Origin of the sequence: Streptomyces lasiicapitis (genome assembly GCF_014646335.1) — a bacterium.
In the GTDB taxonomy this organism is placed as follows: Bacteria; Actinomycetota; Actinomycetes; order Streptomycetales; family Streptomycetaceae; genus Streptomyces; species Streptomyces lasiicapitis.
Genome location: NZ_BMNG01000015.1, coordinates 102,315 through 119,914 on the forward strand (window position 1 = coordinate 102,315; position 17,600 = coordinate 119,914).

The 17,600-nt window shown below is 70.7% G+C and carries 20 protein-coding genes and 1 pseudogene; 10 read left to right on the top strand and 11 right to left on the bottom strand.

The window, feature by feature from the left end; translation table 11 throughout:
- Positions 1 to 8 precede the first annotated feature (8 nt).
- The gene (locus IEY91_RS30720) at positions 9 to 599 is read right to left on the bottom strand and encodes a TetR/AcrR family transcriptional regulator (protein WP_189176457.1); all 591 of its coding nucleotides are present in this window, start codon (positions 597 to 599) and stop codon (positions 9 to 11) included.
- Between IEY91_RS30720 and IEY91_RS30725 the strand changes: the two genes are divergently transcribed.
- Both IEY91_RS30725 and IEY91_RS30730 read left to right on the top strand, forming a co-directional pair.
- Positions 570 to 1,250, top strand: coding sequence for an SDR family oxidoreductase (locus IEY91_RS30725; protein ID WP_229697321.1), 681 nt, complete (start codon positions 570 to 572; stop codon positions 1,248 to 1,250). The genes IEY91_RS30720 and IEY91_RS30725 overlap by 30 nt on opposite strands.
- A 182-nt stretch (positions 1,251 to 1,432) precedes the next feature.
- Entirely contained in the window at positions 1,433 to 1,660 is a 228-nt protein-coding gene (locus tag IEY91_RS30730; RefSeq protein WP_229697322.1) for an NAD(P)-binding domain-containing protein, read from the top strand.
- A gap of 61 nt (positions 1,661 to 1,721) precedes the next feature.
- Here the strand turns inward: IEY91_RS30730 and IEY91_RS30735 are convergent, their stop codons facing one another.
- Positions 1,722 to 2,900: an acyl-CoA dehydrogenase family protein gene (locus IEY91_RS30735; RefSeq protein WP_189176459.1), complete on the bottom strand. Its 1,179-nt coding sequence runs from the start codon at positions 2,898 to 2,900 to the stop codon at positions 1,722 to 1,724.
- Positions 2,901 to 3,105: 205 nt separating this feature from the next.
- On the opposite strand from IEY91_RS30735, the gene IEY91_RS30740 reads away from it, so the two are divergent.
- Together IEY91_RS30740 and IEY91_RS30745 are read left to right on the top strand one after the other, a co-directional pair.
- The gene (locus IEY91_RS30740) at positions 3,106 to 3,510 is read left to right on the top strand and encodes a VOC family protein (protein ID WP_189176460.1); all 405 of its coding nucleotides are present in this window, start codon (positions 3,106 to 3,108) and stop codon (positions 3,508 to 3,510) included.
- 108 nt (positions 3,511 to 3,618) lie between these two features.
- Positions 3,619 to 3,912: a hypothetical protein gene (locus IEY91_RS30745; RefSeq protein ID WP_229697323.1), complete on the top strand. Its 294-nt coding sequence runs from the start codon at positions 3,619 to 3,621 to the stop codon at positions 3,910 to 3,912.
- A gap of 196 nt (positions 3,913 to 4,108) precedes the next feature.
- Here the strand turns inward: IEY91_RS30745 and IEY91_RS30750 are convergent, their stop codons facing one another.
- Positions 4,109 to 4,576 (bottom strand): mycothiol transferase, encoded by a 468-nt coding sequence (locus IEY91_RS30750; RefSeq protein ID WP_373288054.1) that lies wholly within the window; start codon positions 4,574 to 4,576, stop codon positions 4,109 to 4,111.
- A gap of 148 nt (positions 4,577 to 4,724) precedes the next feature.
- Entirely contained in the window at positions 4,725 to 5,504 is a 780-nt protein-coding gene (locus IEY91_RS30755) for a DeoR/GlpR family DNA-binding transcription regulator (RefSeq protein ID WP_164327389.1), read from the bottom strand.
- A 159-nt stretch (positions 5,505 to 5,663) separates the two neighbouring features.
- Between IEY91_RS30755 and IEY91_RS30760 the strand changes: the two genes are divergently transcribed.
- The gene (locus IEY91_RS30760; RefSeq protein WP_189176462.1) at positions 5,664 to 6,548 is read left to right on the top strand and encodes an SIS domain-containing protein; all 885 of its coding nucleotides are present in this window, start codon (positions 5,664 to 5,666) and stop codon (positions 6,546 to 6,548) included.
- Between the two features lie 20 nt (positions 6,549 to 6,568).
- On the top strand, positions 6,569 to 7,426 hold the full coding sequence (locus tag IEY91_RS30765; RefSeq protein ID WP_189176463.1) for a class II fructose-bisphosphate aldolase: 858 nt from the start codon (positions 6,569 to 6,571) through the stop codon (positions 7,424 to 7,426).
- Positions 7,427 to 7,594: 168 nt separating this feature from the next.
- On the opposite strand, the gene IEY91_RS30775 is transcribed toward IEY91_RS30765, so the two are convergent.
- From IEY91_RS30775 to IEY91_RS30785, 3 genes are all read right to left on the bottom strand, one after another.
- Complete coding sequence (locus IEY91_RS30775; RefSeq protein WP_189176464.1) at positions 7,595 to 8,179, bottom strand: DinB family protein; 585 nt, start codon at positions 8,177 to 8,179, stop codon at positions 7,595 to 7,597.
- A 39-nt stretch (positions 8,180 to 8,218) separates the two neighbouring features.
- On the bottom strand, positions 8,219 to 8,629 hold the full coding sequence (locus IEY91_RS30780; RefSeq protein WP_189176465.1) for a VOC family protein: 411 nt from the start codon (positions 8,627 to 8,629) through the stop codon (positions 8,219 to 8,221).
- Positions 8,630 to 8,726: 97 nt separating this feature from the next.
- Positions 8,727 to 9,419 (bottom strand): molybdopterin-dependent oxidoreductase, encoded by a 693-nt coding sequence (locus tag IEY91_RS30785; protein WP_189176466.1) that lies wholly within the window; start codon positions 9,417 to 9,419, stop codon positions 8,727 to 8,729.
- A gap of 206 nt (positions 9,420 to 9,625) precedes the next feature.
- On the opposite strand from IEY91_RS30785, the gene IEY91_RS30790 reads away from it, so the two are divergent.
- Positions 9,626 to 10,588: a helix-turn-helix domain-containing protein gene (locus IEY91_RS30790; RefSeq protein ID WP_189176467.1), complete on the top strand. Its 963-nt coding sequence runs from the start codon at positions 9,626 to 9,628 to the stop codon at positions 10,586 to 10,588.
- On the opposite strand, the gene IEY91_RS30795 is transcribed toward IEY91_RS30790, so the two are convergent.
- Together IEY91_RS30795 and IEY91_RS30800 are read right to left on the bottom strand one after the other, a co-directional pair.
- Complete coding sequence (locus tag IEY91_RS30795; RefSeq protein ID WP_306309928.1) at positions 10,532 to 13,555, bottom strand: helix-turn-helix transcriptional regulator; 3,024 nt, start codon at positions 13,553 to 13,555, stop codon at positions 10,532 to 10,534. The genes IEY91_RS30790 and IEY91_RS30795 overlap by 57 nt on opposite strands.
- 101 nt (positions 13,556 to 13,656) lie before the next feature.
- Positions 13,657 to 13,830 (bottom strand): hypothetical protein, encoded by a 174-nt coding sequence (locus IEY91_RS30800; RefSeq protein WP_189176469.1) that lies wholly within the window; start codon positions 13,828 to 13,830, stop codon positions 13,657 to 13,659.
- A 274-nt stretch (positions 13,831 to 14,104) separates the two neighbouring features.
- Here IEY91_RS30800 and IEY91_RS30805 point away from each other — a divergent pair, with 274 nt between their 5' ends.
- A complete protein-coding gene (locus IEY91_RS30805) occupies positions 14,105 to 14,797 on the top strand; it encodes a hypothetical protein (RefSeq protein ID WP_189176470.1) in 693 nt (230 codons plus the stop codon).
- Between the two features lie 277 nt (positions 14,798 to 15,074).
- Positions 15,075 to 15,221, top strand: a pseudogene (locus tag IEY91_RS30810) (IS5/IS1182 family transposase); the annotation flags it as partial.
- Between the two features lie 116 nt (positions 15,222 to 15,337).
- Here IEY91_RS30810 and IEY91_RS30815 read toward each other — a convergent pair.
- On the bottom strand, positions 15,338 to 16,075 hold the full coding sequence (locus IEY91_RS30815) for an SDR family NAD(P)-dependent oxidoreductase (protein WP_189176471.1): 738 nt from the start codon (positions 16,073 to 16,075) through the stop codon (positions 15,338 to 15,340).
- Between the two features lie 84 nt (positions 16,076 to 16,159).
- On the opposite strand from IEY91_RS30815, the gene IEY91_RS30820 reads away from it, so the two are divergent.
- Complete coding sequence (locus IEY91_RS30820) at positions 16,160 to 16,801, top strand: TetR/AcrR family transcriptional regulator (protein ID WP_189176472.1); 642 nt, start codon at positions 16,160 to 16,162, stop codon at positions 16,799 to 16,801.
- A 201-nt stretch (positions 16,802 to 17,002) separates the two neighbouring features.
- Here the strand turns inward: IEY91_RS30820 and IEY91_RS30825 are convergent, their stop codons facing one another.
- The gene (locus IEY91_RS30825; protein WP_189176473.1) at positions 17,003 to 17,599 is read right to left on the bottom strand and encodes an NADPH-dependent F420 reductase; all 597 of its coding nucleotides are present in this window, start codon (positions 17,597 to 17,599) and stop codon (positions 17,003 to 17,005) included.
- Position 17,600 lies beyond the last annotated feature (1 nt).

Consider the following 17,600-nt stretch of genomic DNA (forward strand, 5'->3'; position numbering starts at 1 on the left):
AGCGGTTCTCAGCAGGGCGGCCAGTTGCGCAGCGCGGCGTCAGCCGTCGCCTGGAGCTCCGTGCGGCTGACGTCGCTCGCGGCTTGGACGGCGATGCCGAAGGCCAGGGTGGTGACGTAGCGGGCCAGGAGCGCTGGATCTGCCTGCGGGGGCAGGTCGCCGTCGTCGACGGCTTCCTGGAACCGCTGCCGTAGGCGGCAGCAGCCGTTGTTCCGCCAGGCGGCGAGGAGGTCACGGACCGCCTGTCCGGAGTCGCCGACGGCCAGGGCGCTCTGGACTCCCATGCAGCCTTGGGGGCGGGCCGGGCTCGTGGTGGTCCGGATGGTGCCGGCCAGGATCGCGGTGGCGGTGCCCAGCGCGGTCGGTTCTCTCAGGGCGCGGTCCAGGTACGCGCTCGGGCCTTCGGTGTAGCGCTCCAGGGCTTTGCGGAAGAGCTCCTCCTTGTTGCCGAAGGCCGCGTACATGCTGGTGGTGGAGATGCCCATGGCTTCCGTGAGGGTGGCCAGGCTGGCGCCCTCGTAGCCGTGCTCCCAGAAGACCAGCATGGCGCGCTCAAGTGCTTCGTCGGTGTGATCGATGCGGAACTCGAGGGTGCGCATGTCTTCATCACCGGCCGGCGCAAGACGGAACTCGACGCGGCGGTCGAAACGATCGGCTCGGCGACCGCCGTGATCGGCGACATCGCCGACCTGGCCGATCTGGACCGGCTCTACGAGGCGGTCCGGGACCGTGGTCAGGGTCTGGACGTCCTGTTCGCCAACGCCTCCGTCGCCGCGTTCTTTCCGTTGGAGCAGATCACGGAGGAGCACTTCGACACGCTCTTCGGGATCAACGTCCGGGGCACCCTGTTCACCGTCCAGAAGGCGCTGCCTCTGCTCAACGACGGGGCATCGGTGATCCTGAACGGCTCCACCAACGTGGACGTCGGCGCGGAGGCGTTCGGCGTGTACGCGGCTTCCAAGGCCGCCACGCGGTCCTTCGCCCGGACCTGGGCCAATGAACTCAAGGGCCGCGGGATCCGCGTCAACGCCGTCACGCCCGGCCCGACCGACACCCCTGGCCTGTCGGGACTGGCTCCCGATCCGGAGCAGGCCGTCGGCCTGCGGCAGCACCTGGCGGCGCAAGTCCCGCTGGGCCGACTCGCGCACCCGGAGGAGATCGCCGCCGCCGTGGCCTTCCTCGCCTCCGGGCAGAGCAGCTTCATCACCGGTTCGAGCTTGTACGTCGACGGCGGCATGAACCACATCTGACCTCGACGACGACGACGGCCTGCCGGTCCGAGCTGGTTCCAGCAGGCGAGCCGGAGGGCCCGAGCTGGCCGACGGGTCGCGCGAAGACCGGTCGCCGAGCTCCGCAAGGAGCACCTGCCGCGATCCAAAGTCGTCAAGGCCTTCACCCATATCCGGACCCCCGCATCACCACGGCGGGCCGAGTGGCGGGCACGCCCCGCCGACTCGCGCTGTCGGCCTCCAGCGACTTCCCCGAAGCCGTGGAGCTCGTGACGCGCCTGTACGACCAGTTCGGGTTCGACACCGTCGACAACAGCCCGCTCAGCGAGTCATGGCGCAGCGGTCCCGGCCAACCCGCGTGGAACGCACACGAGCACCAGTCCCGCGACGAACTCATCGCCAACCTCGCCAAGGCGAGACGGACCGCCTGAGCCGAGCCTCACCTGGAGGCGACTTCCTGACCGGGCAGTCCTGACCGGGCAGTGGGGATGGTCAGGTCAGGTCGAGGAAGCTCCACCGGGCGTCCGGCTGGGCGCCGCTCAGCCACTTGCCGCAGTTCTGGAGCACGACCGGGCTCGACGTGATGTGCTGTGTGCCCGTCCCGAGGTCGCGCAGGAAGCGGTCGATGGGGCCGCGGCGGATCGCCGCCGAGCCGGCCCAGCGGTGCACGATGCCGCCCACCTCGTACGCGGTCGAGGTCGTGTGGTTCAGGACGAGACGGATCAGAGTGTCCTGCTCCGTGCTCGGCAACTCGCCCTGGTCCAGGGTCTGTTCGACGTCCTGCCAGACCTCGTTCGCCCAGGCCCGGGCTGCCCGGAGCCTGGCCTCCGCCGTCGCGTACTCGGCGTGGAACTGGGAGGTGTCGACCGCGGCGCCCCGCGAACCGCTCCGCGCCGCGGCGACCCGCTTCAGCTCGTCCAGGAGCCGCCGGCCGACACCGAGGGCCCAGCCGGTGTGCTCGATCGCTGACAGGTTGACCAGGCCGAGGCGGTAGAGGGCGCCGCCGTTGACCGGGGTGTCCGTGGTCGCGACGTAGGTGTACTCGTGCGGTACGTACACATCGGTGCAGTGGTAGTCGACGCTGTGTGTCGCGCGCAGCCCGAGCACGTCCCAGTTGCCGTCCATGGTCACCTGCGACTTCGGCATCGCCAGGACTCGCAGCTCACCGCTGCCCTCGACCTGGATCGCGCTGTGGATGTGGGTGGCGTGCGCCATCCCGGAGGCGAACTGCCACTGGCCGCTGACGCGGTAGCCGCCCTCCACGGGGACGGCCCGGCCGGGGCGTGTGCCGTGCCCGGAGAGCAGCGCGTACTTCCCGTTCGGTACGTCGGGGAACAGTTCGGCCGCCGCATCCCCGGCGAGGTACGCGGCGGTGGTCCCGGTCATCATCTGCAGCGCGAACATGGTCCACGCGGCCGAGGCGTCGTGGTAGCTCACCCGCTCCGCCGTCTCGATCAGCTGCCGCGGCGCGAACTCGTATCCACCGAGGCTCAGCGGGAGCTCGGCCCGCACGATCCCCGTGTCCAGCAGTGCCTGCGCCGTGTCCTCCGGCAGCCTCCCCAACTCGTCGGCAGCGTCGGCCCGTTCATCGAGCGTCCCCCCGAGCGCGTCGATCCGCTCCAGCATCCCCGCCAGTTCCGCACTGACATGCAGCCGACCCTCGTCCCCCATGGAAATCCTCTCCTCGCGGCCTGTCTCCCGATCGTCCCACGCACCCTCCCGAGGCCGGTGCTCCGCAAATGGGTCCTACGGTTTCCTCCCGGTTCCTTTCGCACCCAAAAGTGCCTTCTTGTGCGTTGCGTAACGGCAATTTACGGTTCCAGGAAGCCAGAAGGAGGAGGCGGGTTCCTGTTCGGCCCGCCTTACAGGGAACACAATGAGCATTCTCAAGACATACGCCCGCCTCTATGCGGACAGCGTCGAGCAGCCCCTTCCCCTGCTCCAGCAGCTGACCGGTTCCGAGGAGCCCGACTTTCGTTTCATGGACGGCGAGGTGCAATTGGTGGGCATAGGTGACTTCTTGCTGTTCGCCGGCCCTCCAGAGGAACGCGCGAAGCACATGCATGGCTCCGCGACGGTCGTCGTCACCGACCTGGATGATCTGACAGCGACCCTGATTGCCGCCGGAGCAGTGATCACCGAGGCTGCCACGCCGGCTCCCACAGGCCGCTATCTGTACGCACGTCATGTCGGAGGGCCGGAAGTGGAATACGTGGAATGGAAGCCGGACCTGGTCCAACGCATTATTTCCAAGTGCCCGCGTGCGCCTGGCGGGCCATAGCCGTGGCGGGCGCCTGAGTCGCGATGGCAGGAACGAGGATGTCGACGGTCTTCGGGGGCGGTTGGCTCAACGGAATGCGTGCCTGGTCCTTGAACTCGCCGATCTCACATGGATGTTCCTCGATGCGGGCGAGGGTGTCGTGGCGGTGATCCGTCAACCGTTTGCTCAGACGGGAAGTTCGGTGATGCTGAGGGCGCCGTCGAACTCCACGACCCCGAGCACCCCGCATCCCAGTACGCACGCGACTACAAGAAGGCCGTCGCCGCGCGGCTCGCCGACACCGCCCGCGAAGCCGGCGCCGCCGAGCCTGGACAGCTCGGCGAACAGCTCGCGCTGCTCATCGACAACGCCATCCCCGCCACGGCCGGCGAGGACCGACGACGGGAGGAAGTGTCCAGTTGACTTGGCACGCCGCGGCCGGGATGGACGCGCTGCCGGTAGCGCGGCTGCTCCCGCTGGTGCGCGACACCAGCCACCCGGCACCTGGCCTGGACCTGCTGGCTTTACGGAACTGGGCCGCCCGCCTGCTGAAGGCCGCAGCAGAAGCCGCCGGGGCACCCTGCCACCGTCACCCGATCTATGGCCACGCTGAAAATGCTCACTGACCGTCAAAGCGTGGTGCCGTAGGAACCAGCGTCATCGGGTTTTGTGACACTGCTTTGGCGGCTCGCTCGATCTTCGCGCACTGGGCTTCCCGGAAGGTCGCGTCGCGCTGTGAAGTCGCGTACTGGGCTGTTGTGCCTGTCGACTCGTCGAGTTGTTCGCGCAGGATGTCGGCGTGGCCTGCGTGCCGGCTCGTCTCGGTGAGCATATGGACCAGGATGTTGAACAGCTTCACGTGAGGGCGTGGCCACCAGGGCACGTGGCCGGGGGAGTCGATGGCGAGGGCGGTGATCGTCGCGTCTGAGTGCTCCCAGACGCGACGGTAACGGTCGACGATCTCGCCGCGCGTCTCGTGCTCGGTCGCCCACATGTCGGCACCGTGTTCCCCGGCGTCGTCCCACCGGGGCAGAGGCTCAGGGAACGGCCGGTCGAAGACCTCACCGAAGTACCTGGCCTCGATCACGGGGCATGAGCCTGGCATGCGCCGTCGGCGGGCTCAACCTGCGGTCACCACTGCTGTCTGCCCGCCGCTGGCGGAGCCGAAGCCGTCGAGACTGGAAGCGCGGGCAGCAAAGGCGGCCGCCGAACCCGTGACGAGCCGACGCTTCAAGTTACGCCGTAACTACCGACACCCCCGCGTCACGGAACCGCGCGGCCGTCTCCTCGGAGACAGCCGTGTCGGTCACCAGCGTGTCCACCCGTTCCGTCTCGCAGATGCGTGCGAACGCGCGGCGGCCCAGTTTTGTCGCGTCGGCCGCGACCACGACCCGTGTCGCGCTCTCGCACAGCAGCCGGTTGATCGCCGCCTCGTCCTCGTCGTGCGCGGTCGCTCCGTGTACGACGTCGAAGGCGCCGACACCGAGCACCGCGACGTCCATCGTGATCTGGCTGAGTACGCCGCCGGCGAGCGGGCCCGTGAGTTCGTACGACTGGGGGCGGGCCACCCCGCCGGTCACCACGATCTTGAACTGTGGTCGCACGGCCAGCTCGTTGGCGATGTTGAGCGCATTGGTCACGATGGTCAACGCCGGTGATCCGGAGGCCAGTTCGGGCCGAACGGCGAGTGCTCGCGCGACCTCTGTGGTCGTCGTCCCGCCGGTGAGGCCGACTGCCTCGCCCGGGGCGATCGCATCGGCCACCGCCTTCGCGATCCGCTGCTTCTCCGAGGCCTGCCGGGCGCTCTTGTAGCGCAGCGGCAGCTCGTACGAGACGCCGTGGACGACCGCGCCGCCCCGGGTGCGTACGAGCATCTGCTGCTCGGCGAGCTGGTCGAAGTCCCGGCGGATGGTCGCGGCCGAGACGCCGAGCTCCGTCGCCGCCTCCTCGACGTCCAGGCGGCCCCGGTCGACGAGCAGTTCAAGGAGCGCCTGCCAGCGGGCATCGCGCGACATCCGCACCCTCCACTCAGTTCCCACGCACGGTCTGTTCACTGTCCGTGATGACCTTAACCCACGAGTGAATGCTTGATTGTGCTTGAAACATGGCTATAGATTGCAGAAACAAGCATCGGGGCGTCATGGGGCGCCAGACTCGCAGGGTGGAAGCCGGCCATGAGCCATGCCGAGAACGAACTGATGAGCCAGCCCGAGTGCTGGGCACGTACCGCCGAACTGGCGGCGCGGTACAAGGACGTGCTGTCCGCGCCCGGCGAGCGGGTCGCCGTGGTGGGCTGCGGTACGTCCTTCTTCATGGCGCAGGCCGTCGCCGCGCTCCGCGAGGGCGCCGGCCTGGGGGAGACCGACGCCTTCGCTGCCTCCGAGTTCCCCGCGGCACGCTCGTACGACCGGGTCATCGCCCTGACCCGCTCCGGCACCACGACCGAGGTGCTCGACCTGCTGGCGCGGCTGCGCGGCAGCGTCCCCAACACCGCGATCACCGCCGACCCCGCCACCCCGGTGATGAGCGCGGCGGACGACCTCGTGGTCCTCGACTTCGCCGACGAGCAGTCCGTCGTCCAGACCCGCTTCGCCACCAGCGCCCTGACCCTGCTCCGCACCCATCTCGGCCTGCACACCGAACAGGCCGTCGCCGACGCCCGCACCGCGCTCGCCGAGCCGCTGCCCGAAGGGCTCGTGGAGTGCTCCCAGTTCACCTTCCTCGGCCAGGGCTGGACCAACGGCCTCGCCCAGGAGGCCGCGCTGAAGATGCGTGAGGCGTCGTTGTCCTGGACCGAGGCGTACCCGGCCATGGAGTACCGCCACGGCCCCATCAGCATCTCCACCGACACCACCGCGACCTGGATGCTCGGCACGGCACCGGCGGGGCTCGCCGAGGAGGTCGAGGCGACGGGCGCGCGGTGGATCGAGGGCACCCTCGACCCCCTGGCCGAACTCGTGCGCGCCCAGCGCCTGGCCGTCGCGGTCGCCGCCTTCCGCGGCCTCGACCCGGACCAGCCGCGCCATCTGCGCCGATCCGTCGTCCTCGACGCCCGCTGACCGGGACGGGAGGAGACCTGATGCCGCTGGCACAGACCGGCACCCTCGTCGCCGAGGCCGCCGCCAAGCGCCGCGCCGTCGCGGCCTTCAACATCATCACCCTCGAACACGCCGAGGCCGTCGTCGCAGGCGCCGAGGCCGCCGAGTCCCCGGTGGTGCTCCAGATCAGCGAGAACGCGGTCACCTACCGCTACGGGCGCATCCTGCCGCTCGCCCGCGCCGCGCTCGCCCTCGCCGAGGCCGCGAAGGTGCCGGTCGCCCTGCACCTCGATCACGTCAAACAGGACGCGCTGCTGCGGCAGGCCGCCGACGCCGGTTTCAGCTCCGTGATGTACGACGCGTCCCATCTGCCCTACCACCGGAACCTGACCGCGACCCGCGCCGCCGCCGACTGGGCGCACAGCCAAGGCCTTTGGGTGGAGGCGGAGTTGGGGCAGGTCGGCGGGAAGGACGGCAAGCCGCCGCTGGACGCGCACGCTCCCGGCGCGCGCACCGGTCCCGAGGAGGCCTGCCAGTTCACCGCCGAGACCGGCATCGACGCGCTCGCCGTCGCCATCGGCAGCTCGCACGCCATGACCTCACGCACGGCCGCCCTGGACCACGCCCTGCTCACCCGGCTCGACGAGGCGCTGCGGGTGCCCCTGGTCCTGCACGGCTCCTCCGGCGTCCCGGACGACGAGCTGGCCCGCGCGGTCTCGGGCGGCATCGCCAAGGTCAACATCGGCACGGCCCTGAACATCGCCATGACCAACGCGATCCGCGCCTACCTCGCCGACCACCCCAAGGCAGTGGATACCCGCAGCTACCTGACCGTGGGCCGCCAGGCCATGGCCACAACCGCCACGCGTCTGATGGGGGTGCTGAACGCAGACGTCTGAGCCCGTGAAGCGGCGATGCGCGGTGACGGGCGGCGTGCCGAACGTCGGTGGCAGATGCCGCCAGGCACAGCCGCCGGTCAGCGCGCACACCACTGTCGTGAACACGGCCCGCTCGTCACACGGAGCGGTCCCACCACCTTGCGGACGACCAGCGACCTCTAGGCCCCTCTAAGCCTTGACCGGTGCGGCCGACCTGGCGGCCTGCTCGATCTTCGCGCAGTAGGCCGCACGGGCTTCCTCGTCGATCTGCTGCTCGTTATCGGGGCGCACCCCGGTCCGGCCGTCGACGCTCTCGCGCAGGATGTCGGCGTGCCCGGCATGCCGGATGGACTCGCCGAGGACATGGACCATGATGGCGAACAGGTTCGTGTTGGGAGAAGGCTCCGGCCACCACGGCACGTGGCCGGGGGCGTCGAGGGGAAGCTCGTCGATCGTCGCGTCCGAGTGTTCCCACGTGCGCCGATAGAACCCGATGATCTCTTCGCGGGTCTCGTCCTCGGTCGCCCACTGATCGCTGCCGTCGTAGTCCTGCCACCGGCACAGCGGTTCCGGGGAAGGGCGGTCGAAGACCTCGCCGAAGTACCTGGCCTCGACGGTGGCCACGTGTTTGACCAGGCCGAGGAGGTTGGTCCCGGTCGCGGTCAAAGGCCGGCGGGCGTCGTACTCGGACAAGCCGTCGAGTTTCCAGAGCAGCGCCTCGCGGTCCCGCCGCAGTCTCCCGTGCAGGTTGTCCTTCGCGAAATCATCGATCATGCGGCATGAGCTTGCCATGGGGTCACGTGAGACGACCTCTCAGTCGCGCTCGGGCCAAGTCGGGCCCTGGTCGGTCCAGATGACGCCCTTGTTGCGGCACAGGCAGAAGGGGTGGCCGATCGGGTCGGTGTAGATCCGCCAGCCGTAGCCGTTGGGGCCGATGAAGTCCTGCCTCAGCGTCGCGCCGAGGTCGAGGACGCGGCGCTGCTCGGGCTCGATCTCGTCCACTTCGAAGTCGAGGTGGAACTGCTTGGGGTGCTCGCTGTCGGGCCACTGCGGAGCGCGGTAGTCGTCCACCCGGATGAATGCCAGCTCGATCTCGCCGAACTGGATGCCGGCCCAGTCCTCGGAGCTGCCTTCCTTGACCGGACGGCCCGTCACCTCGGAGTAGAAAGCCGCCAGCTTCATCGTGTCCGGGCAGTCGATAATGAAATCGGTGAGTCGCAGCATCCCGTGATCTTGCCACAAGCTCACGCCCGACTTCGAGAGCAGGATCTAAGCAGCTCCGCTGAGGTGCGGGAACAAAAAGTTCCCGGGGCGAGCGGCATCACCCCGGCCCCGTGCGGCCGCCTCCCGGCCCTGTGCGGCTGCCCCGCGCGCTCAGTGCGCGGATCGGCCCGATCAGCGTCCGATAGACCGGCCGCACCACACGGCCGGAAAGACGCCGGTGCCGTTCCTCCTGCCAGACCCTCGCCCTGCGATGTGCCGCGATGGGCGACCACCGATCCGGATCCGGGGGCTGGGACGTGTGGAATTCGACGCGGCAGAGGTGCTTCGTACTGACGAAGCCGTACTGACTGGGGCTGACGAGCCGCACCGGAGCGCCGTGGTCGCCGTCGAGCGGGCGCCCGTCGAGACGGTCGGCGATGAGTACGTCGTCGGCCAAGGCGTCCTCGAGCAGCACGATCGACCGGTGGCCGTCGAGACCTTCGAAGACGACGTGGCTGATGGACGTGCCCGGCGCGAGCAGCGGTTCGACCTGTGTGCGGTAGAGGGCCCCGAACTTGACTCCTTCCCACAGCAGATCGGTGGCCGACCATCCGGCGACGCAGTGGAAGTCGGCTCTGAGCTCTTGTCGCGGCAGCTTCGCGAGGCCGGCCACGGACAGGGTGAAGTCCTCGGTCAGGGCTCCGCTCATCTCGATCACCGGGTCGGCGGGGACGGGCGGAGGCGGGTGCTGGAGATGGGTGCCGAAGCGTGGGAATCCGTCGACTCCACGCTGGCCTGGGGGAAGCGTCATGGCGATTCTCCATCGGGTGCGACCGAAGTGCCTGGACGGGTCGGGCGGGAGGGGCAGGTGAGGCGGGTGGGGCGACTGTAGCCCGGCTCCGGTGAACCTCCCCCCAACCGCTCACCGGAGCCGGACGTCCGGCCGCCGCCTCGCGGCGTCGGGCCGACACTTCGTACGCTAGGACCTCCACCGCACAGGAGATTCAAGGGGCTGAGATGCAAGTCACTTGGTCGATCGGGGAACTTGCCACGCGTACGGGGTTGTCGGTGAAGGCCATCCGCTATTACACCGACGTCGGCCTGCTGCCGACGGCCCCGCGCAGCCAGGGAGGCCATCGCCGCTACCCGCCGCAGGCGCTGGAACAGCTCCAGTTGGTACGGCAGTTGCGCGCCCTTGACGTGCCGATCGCGGCCATCACCGACGTCGCGACGGGGGAGTCCCGTCTCGGTGAGCTGGTTGCCGAGCAACTGGAGAGCACGCAGACGCAGTTGGCGGAACTGCGGTGGCGCGAGGCGGCGTTGCAGGCACTGGAGGAGTGCCACGGCCCGGAGCGACTGCGCCGCCTGCACCTGCTGGCCAGGGTCCAGCGCCGACCGCGGGACACCGCGGACTTCACCCGGGCGTGGCAGCGCGTCCTGCCCAAGAGTCTGCCGCCGCGCCTGGCCGACACCGTCATGGCACAGGCCGTTCCCGAGCTGCCGCTCGACCCCACACCCGATGCCGTACTGGCCTACGCGGAGCTGCACTTGCTCATGGCGGAGCCCGCGTTCCTGGACTACTGGGCCGCGTCCCACGTGCCGGACAAGGCATCGATGTACGCGGCGCTGCTCGACGCCTCGGTGTGGGCCACGCCCGCCGTCGCCGCCGGGCGCGCACCGCACAGGTGCGAGGCGCTGGACGCCTTCTGCCGTGCCTGCGCCCGAGCCCTCGACATGGACGACACCTCCGACTTCCGCGCGTTCATGGCCGCGGGCGTGCAGACCACAGTTCCTCTGATCCGCCGCTACTGGCAGCATCTGGAAGCCCTCACCACCGCCCCCGGGCCGAGCCTGGGACGGACGCACTGCTGGCTGTCGGAAGGGGTCATCGCCGAATACGGCGACGGGCGGCCGGGCGGAGCGTCACTCGTCGAAGACACCAAGGCGGTGCGCGATGGCCGCCGCCTCCCCTCGGCCTGAAGCGCCCAGCTTGGCCAGGATGTTGGAGACATGCACGCTCGCCGTCTTCGGCGAGATGAACAGCTCCTCGGCGATCTGCCGGTTGCTCCGCCCGGCGGCGACGAGCCGCAGCACGTCCCGCTCCCGGACGGTCAGTCCCAGCGCCGGAGGCGGAGCCGCCTCCCTGTCGGCCTGCCGCAGCGGGATCCGAGCGCGGCCGGCCAGCACGGTGATCTCCGTCTCCAGCGGCGCCGCTCCCACCTCCCGCGCCACCGCCTCGGCCTGCCGCAGCAGCTCCCCGGCCGCCTCGCGGGACCCGTCGCCGCCCTGGACGATCAGGGCCTCCGCGAGCCGCGACCGGGCGGTGGCGAGCAGCATCGGAGCCTCCAGCTGCTCGGCGGCGGTGACGGCCTCCGTCCAGCGGGCGGTGGCGTCCCGGCCCTCGGCGGTGAGCAGCTCGGCCTCGACCATCAGGGCCTGCGCGGCCCACAGCGGTGCGGACTGGGGCTGGCCCGCCATCCCCTTACGGATCCGCTCCACCGCCGCCTCCCGCCCCACCTCGGACACCGCGAGCCCACGGGCCCGCGCCTCCGCCGCCGCGGCCTCGTACAACAGCGGCCAGCCATAGCGCTGGTGGCCGGACGGGATGCCCTCGCCGACCTCCGCCTCAAGGAGGGAGCGTACGTCGAGGATCCGGCCGTCGGCGGCCGCAAGGGCGATGGCGAACTTGGCCACGGTGAGGGTGTGCTGCGGCTCCGGGTAGGGGCCGGTGGGCCAGCCGGCGGACTCCGCCAGGAAACGCCGGGTCTCGTCGTACACGCCCCGGACCAGGGCCAGTTCGGCCCGTTGCTCGGCGACCTGCCCCCGGGTGCGGGCGCTCACCCCGCGGCGGCCCAGGGCCCGGTCGAGCACCGCGTCGGCATCGGCCCACCGGCCGAGCTGGGCGAGGGACTCGGCGAGGTTGCCGTCGACGAACGAGGCGATGTCCGGCAGCCCGTGCCGCTCGGCCAGGGCGGTGCCCTCCTCGGCGACCTCGACGGCTTCCGCGAAGCGACCGATGCCGTGCAGCGCCGTGGACAGGTTGCCGTAGCCGCGCAGCACGACGTCCGTGTTGCCCGGCGCCAGCTCCCGGGCGCACACGTCGCGGGCCAGCTCGAGCCCCGCCTCCAGGTCGCCCGAGTCCATGATGAGCCAGGCCAGGGTGTGCTGCGCGGCGAGGCCAGTGGTCTCGGCGCCCGTCAACCGGCAGAGCTCCACCGCCTGTTGGGCGATTTCGAGCGCCGTCGGCCCCGGCTGGTGCACCGCGTACCAGTACGCCGCGTTCGTCAGCACTTCGGCGTGTACGACGGACGGCGGCAGGCCCTTCACCAGCTCCTGGGCGTGGCCGATCTCGTCCCAGCCGTCGGAGCGGGAGAGGGCGCGCATCAGCCGATGGCGCTCGGTCCAGAACCAGGCCGCCCGAAGGGGGTCTCCCTCGCCCGGGCGAGGCCGGGAGCTCGGGGAAGGGGCACCCTCCAGCTTGCGCAGTGCCCGCTTGCAGATCGCCAGCGCCCGCTCCCGCTCTCCCGCGAGGCGCGCGGCGACGGTGATCGCGGCGAGCAGGTCCACGAAGTCCCCGGCCGTGTCCGGGGAGATGGCCGGGCACAGGCCGTCGTCGACGCCCTGCCGCATCGTTTGGCGGCGCAGCTCCTCGGGAGTGTCGTCCCACAACTCCAGGGCGCGCTCAAGGAGTTGGTGCTGCTCGGCGAAGGCGTGCCGGCCGCGGGCGGCGGCCGCCGCGGCGATCACGGCGGGCAGCGCCCGTGCGGGGTCGCGGGCGTCGAACCAGTAGCCGGCCAGGCGTCCGGCCCGCTCCTCGGACCGTACGAGCGACGGGTCGGACTCCAGGGCCTCGGCGTAGCGGCGGCTGAGCCGGGAGCGCTCGCTGGGCAGCAGGTCGCCGGCCACGGCCTCGCGCATCAGGGCGTGCCGGAAGCGGAAGGACTCGTCCTCGGCGCAGGGCTGCAGGACGGCGGCGGCGACAGCCATACGCAGGGTCGCGATCAGCTCGTCCTCGGCGAGTCCCGTGACGGTGGCAAGGAGAGGGAACTCCACCTCGGAGCCGCCCTCCGCGGCGATCCGCACCACGCGCTGCACCTCGTCCGGCAGCGCCTCGACCCGGACCAGCAGAAGGTCGCGCAGCGAGTCGCTGATGCCGCCGGGGGAGCCTTCGAGGATGCTGCAGGCCAGCTCCTCGACGAAGAACGCGTTGCCCTCGGAGCGGTCGAAGATCCGGTCGAGGACCTGCTCGGGCGGAGCCTCGCCGCGGATGGCGGCGAGCTGGCGGCGGACCTCGGCGCGGTCGAAGCGGAGCAGTTCGAGGCGGGTGACGGTGTGCAGCCGCTCGTACTCGGCGAGGGCGGGCCGCAGCGGGTGGCGGCGGTGCAGGTCGTCGACGCGGTAGGTGGCGACGATGAGCAGGCGGCTGTCGGTGAGGGCGCGCAGCAGATAGCTCAGCAGCTCGCGGGTGGAGCGGTCGGCCCAGTGCAGGTCCTCCAGGACGAGGACGAGGGTGCGGTCCGCGGCGAGGCGCTCAAGGAGGCGGACGGTGAGTTCGAAGAGCCGGGCACGGCCGTCGGTCTCGAGGTGGCCCCGGTCCATCTCGCCGAGTTCGGGCAGCAGCCGGGCGAGCTCGCCCTCCTGGCCGGCGACGGCGGCGTCGAGCTCCGCGCCGAGCCGGCGGCGCAGGGAGCGCAGGGCGGTGGAGACGGGGTGGTACGGCAGGGCGTCGGCGCCGACCTCGACGCAGCCGCCGAGGGCGACGACGGCCCCGCCCGCGGCGGCCCGGCCGAGGAACTCCTGGATCAGCCGGGTCTTGCCGACGCCGGCCTCGCCGCCCACGAAGAGGGCGCGGGGCTCCCCGGCGTCCGCGCGGGAAAGGGCCTCGCCGAGGGCGGTCAGTTCGGCGCTGCGGCCCACGAAGACGGGGCTGATATGGCTGCTCTGCACGGTGCCGAGCATCGCATGTCGCGCGAGGTGACGGACAACCGTTTCGACGGCGGCAGGCGCTGCCGCGGCTGGGTGCTTGGCCGCGGGACGCCCCTGCTCCGTCACGCGGCCGGGCCGTAGCGCTTGCGGCTGTCGGCGCCGGAGGCGCTGTCGGCGGCGGTACGTGCCGCTTTCGCGGCCTTTGCCGCCTTCTCGGCCTCGCGTACCAGGCGGCGCCGCGCGGCACGGGCAAGGATCTCGGCCTGGCGAGCGGTCTGGAACTCGTGGTGCAACACGGCGGTCTCCTTGGACGAACTGGTCACTTGCTGTACTTCCAGCGTCGTCACCAAGGTGGGGGCGCCACATCGGGAGGCCTGCGGATCGTGGCGGAGGGTGGGGGCCTTAGGCCCGAGGCGGAGGGACCTTAGAGGGACCTTAGGGCTGCCGGGTGGTGGCCGAGCTCGGGGCCGTGCGCGGAGCGTGGCCGGATCGGAACCCCTTTGCCGTGAAGCGCGTCCTTGGGAGGACACGGCTCGCGGTTCGGCGGGCCCGCGCCCATGGGGAGGGCGCATGGGGTGGGTGGAGTGGCTGGTTTTCGGGGTGGTGTGCCTGGGGGCCGGGGTGATGCTCATGGGGGCGTTCGCGCTGTTCGACGAGGGGCAGCCCGCCGGCGGGTTCCTCGTGCTGCTGCTCCTGGGCGCCGGAGGCTGGTTCGTCTTCCAGGACTGGTCCTTGACCTGGCAGGAGGCGGCGTTCGGTGGGGTGTGGCCCGCGGCGGCCTTCTTCGTCGGGGTCGGTGTCTTCGTGGCTGCCGATGGCGAGCCCGGAGTGGCCACCTTCTTGATCGTGGTCGCCGCGCTTGCGGTCGGGGCCTACTTCGCTGTGCCCCACTACGTAGAGGATGCGAAGGGGGCGCGGGGGCCGGGGCCGGTGGCGGCGTCGCAGCGGCCTGCGCCGCCTCCGAAGCCGACGTCGACGCAGTCCCGGGCCCCGTCCGGGACCCCGTCCGCGCCAGCCAGCCCGTCGCCCACGTCATCGCCGTCGCCGACGTCCTCGCCCTCGCCGAGCCTCGCGAACTCGCCCGGCGCTTCGTCGGCGCCCGCCCATGACGGCGTCTCTTCCTCGACGGCGGCCGGGACATCCTTCCCGGAGCGGTGGGGGCCGTGGATGACCTTCGTCGGGGCCGGTGCCGCGGTCCTCCTGGCCGGTTTCCAGATCCACGAGATCATCGATCGCCGTCGGGAGCGCAGGGGCAAGGCCTAGCGAACTGTCCTGTCAGGCAAGCTCTCAACTTCGTTGCCCTACGGTCGAGCCGGAGGGGGAATGGCGGGAAGCGGTTCGCCCCGATCGGCGCGCAGGCCGTCGAAGGAGAATCGTCGGTGTTCACACCGGGGCGCAGCAGGCCCGCGGCGCGGGTGCACAGCTCCTCGATGACGAGGCGAAGCTGCTGGATGCCCTCCAGGTCGGGGTTCACCCAGGTCAGCGCGGAGTTCTCCAGGATCGCGGTGTGGTCGAGAAGCCCTGGCGCAGACCAACCCCCGCGGGAGCACGTAAGAAACCCCCGCGGCTTCCGGGAAGAGACACACGCCCCTGCAGCACCGTCCCGATGAGGGCCTGGGACGCTCACGGGGCGGCCTGACCTGCAAGATCCACCTTGCCGGTGAGGGCGGAGGCTGTCGCCCGCCGGGTTGGCGGACGACAGCGGACTCGGCCTGGCGCACTGGGCCTCGTACGACGCACACGCGCAGCTGGGAGTGCGCCCCATTGCTTCGAGGGAACCGGATGCGCACCACCGGCCGTGGTTCAGGCCCGGGTGTAGCCGCCGTCGGCGAAGAGTTCGGCACCGGTGACGAACGACGAAGCGTCCGAAGCCAGGAAGAGGGCGGCCTCGGCGATTTCCTCGGCGTCGGCCAGCCGCCCCAGTGGCACGGTGGCCTCGGCGAACCGATCGGCGTCGGGCCCCGCGACGCCCAGCAGGCCAGGGGTCCGCGTGGGTCCCGGGCTGAGCACGTTGACCCGGAATCGGCGCTCCCGCGACTGCCGGGCCCAGTTGTGCACGAGGTTGCTCACCGCTGCCTTCGAGGCGCTGTAGACCTCGAGTTGCTCATTGGGTCGCACGCTGTTGCTCGAGCCGACGACCAGGATGGAGGCGTTCTCCGCCAGCAGCGGAAGCGCCTTCTGGACGGTGAACAGTGGGCCCTTGACGTTGACGGCGAGCGTCAGGTCGACGTTCGCCTCGGTGTGGGCGCCGAGCGCGGCGTCCGCGACGATTCCCGCGTTGGCCACCAGCACGTCGATGCGTCCGGCCTCCTCGCGGACTCGCGCGTAGAGCGCGTCCAGGTCGGCCAGGACCGAGACGTCGGATCGTACGCCGGTGGCCGCAGGGCCCATCTCCTTGACTGCCGCTTCGAGTCGGTCGATGTCCCGGCCGGTCACGAAGACCCGTGCGCCCTCCCGGACGAAGCGGTGGGCGATGGCCAGCCCGATCCCGCTGGTCCCCCCGGTGATCACGGCCACCTTCTCCTGCAACACGCCTGGCATGTCGAACCCCTTCGGTTGTGGAATGGATCGTCCACAACGTAGGCAGTAATGGACGATCGAGTCAAGAATGGATAGGCTGAGGCCATGCCGAGACCACGCGCATTCGACGAACGCCAAGTCCTGGAGCGGGCCCGGGAACAGTTCTGGGCGACGGGCTTTGCAGGAACCCGGATGGACGACATCGCCCAGGTGACCGGCCTGGGCAAGGGCAGCCTGTACGGCGCGTTCGGCGACAAGGGCAAGCTGTTCCACCGTGTGTTCGGCGACTGGTGCACCGCAGTCGTTGAGGTGGCCGAAGCGCGGCTGGCAGGTGGCCCGGACGCAGAGGCCTTGGCCCGGCTGTCGGGATACGTGCACCTCATGGCGGAGAACACCGCCTCCGACACCACGCGCCGCGGGTGCCTGTTGGCCAAGGGCGCGGCGGAACTGGCCCAGCAGGATCCGACGGTCGCCGGACGGTCGGCCGAGACCATGACGGCACTGCTGACCCTGCTGCGGACGGAGATCACCGCCGCCCAGCGCCACGGCGACATCGATGGCGCTGCGGATCCGGAGCGGTTGGCGGCACTGCTGCTGACGGTGGTCCGAGGTATCGAGGCGGTGGGCAAGGCCGGCCTGGACCCGGAGACGCTGCGGAACATCGCAAACACCGCACTGGCGGTCCTGCCCGTGCCCGAGGGGCGGAAACGTCTCGCAACCGGGCGCAGTCCGGCCCGCGAGAACTAACTTGGTGCCATCACGGCCACATGATCCGCCGGACTCTGCGCTGCGCACGGCTCTGGAGAAACGCGGCATCGGCTACCAACTCGCGGTGGTCTGCTCAGCCGAAATGACCACCGGTGCGGCCACGTTGCGTGCCGACGCTACGTCCCTCAGTGACCGCTCGGGCCTCGCCGCCGGCCTGCCGAGGGTGTTGCAGTGTGCGGATCAGCGGGCGATCGAGATCGCGAAGGGCGCGAATCCGCTGGACCGAATCACGTGCGGTACGAACAGTATTGCGGCCTCCGTGGCGCGGGCGGTCTGGATCCCGCCGAGATCAGTGATCCACTCCTTGCGCCAGCCGAGGTTGATGAGCAGTTCACGGACGGTCTGCTTGGCGTGCGGGTCCTCGCCGGAGAGGAACGCGGTTGGCGTCTGGGTGAGCATGGCCGGTGCGGTCATCACCGGGAAGAGCATGGTGTTGAGCGTCTTGACGACGTGCGTTTCGGGGAGCGCTTCCTGGAGTTGCTCGGCGAGGCTTGAGCCGGGGTGGACCAGGTCGGCGGGCAGTCCGTCCGGTCCGTCGACGGTGGCGTTGGAGACGTCGACGAGGATCTTGTCGCGCAGTTCCTCGCGCAGGGCGACGAGCCGGTCCAGCGAGCCGGCGCCCGGGGTGGCGTTGATGACGATCTGGGCTGTCCGGGCAGCGTCGGCGGCGGCGCCCGGCGCGCGGTCCGCCACGGTCACCTCATGCCCTGCCCGGGTGAGGGCGGTGGCCAGGTTGCCGCCGACGCGGCCGTTTCCGAGAACTGCGATGGTGGTCATG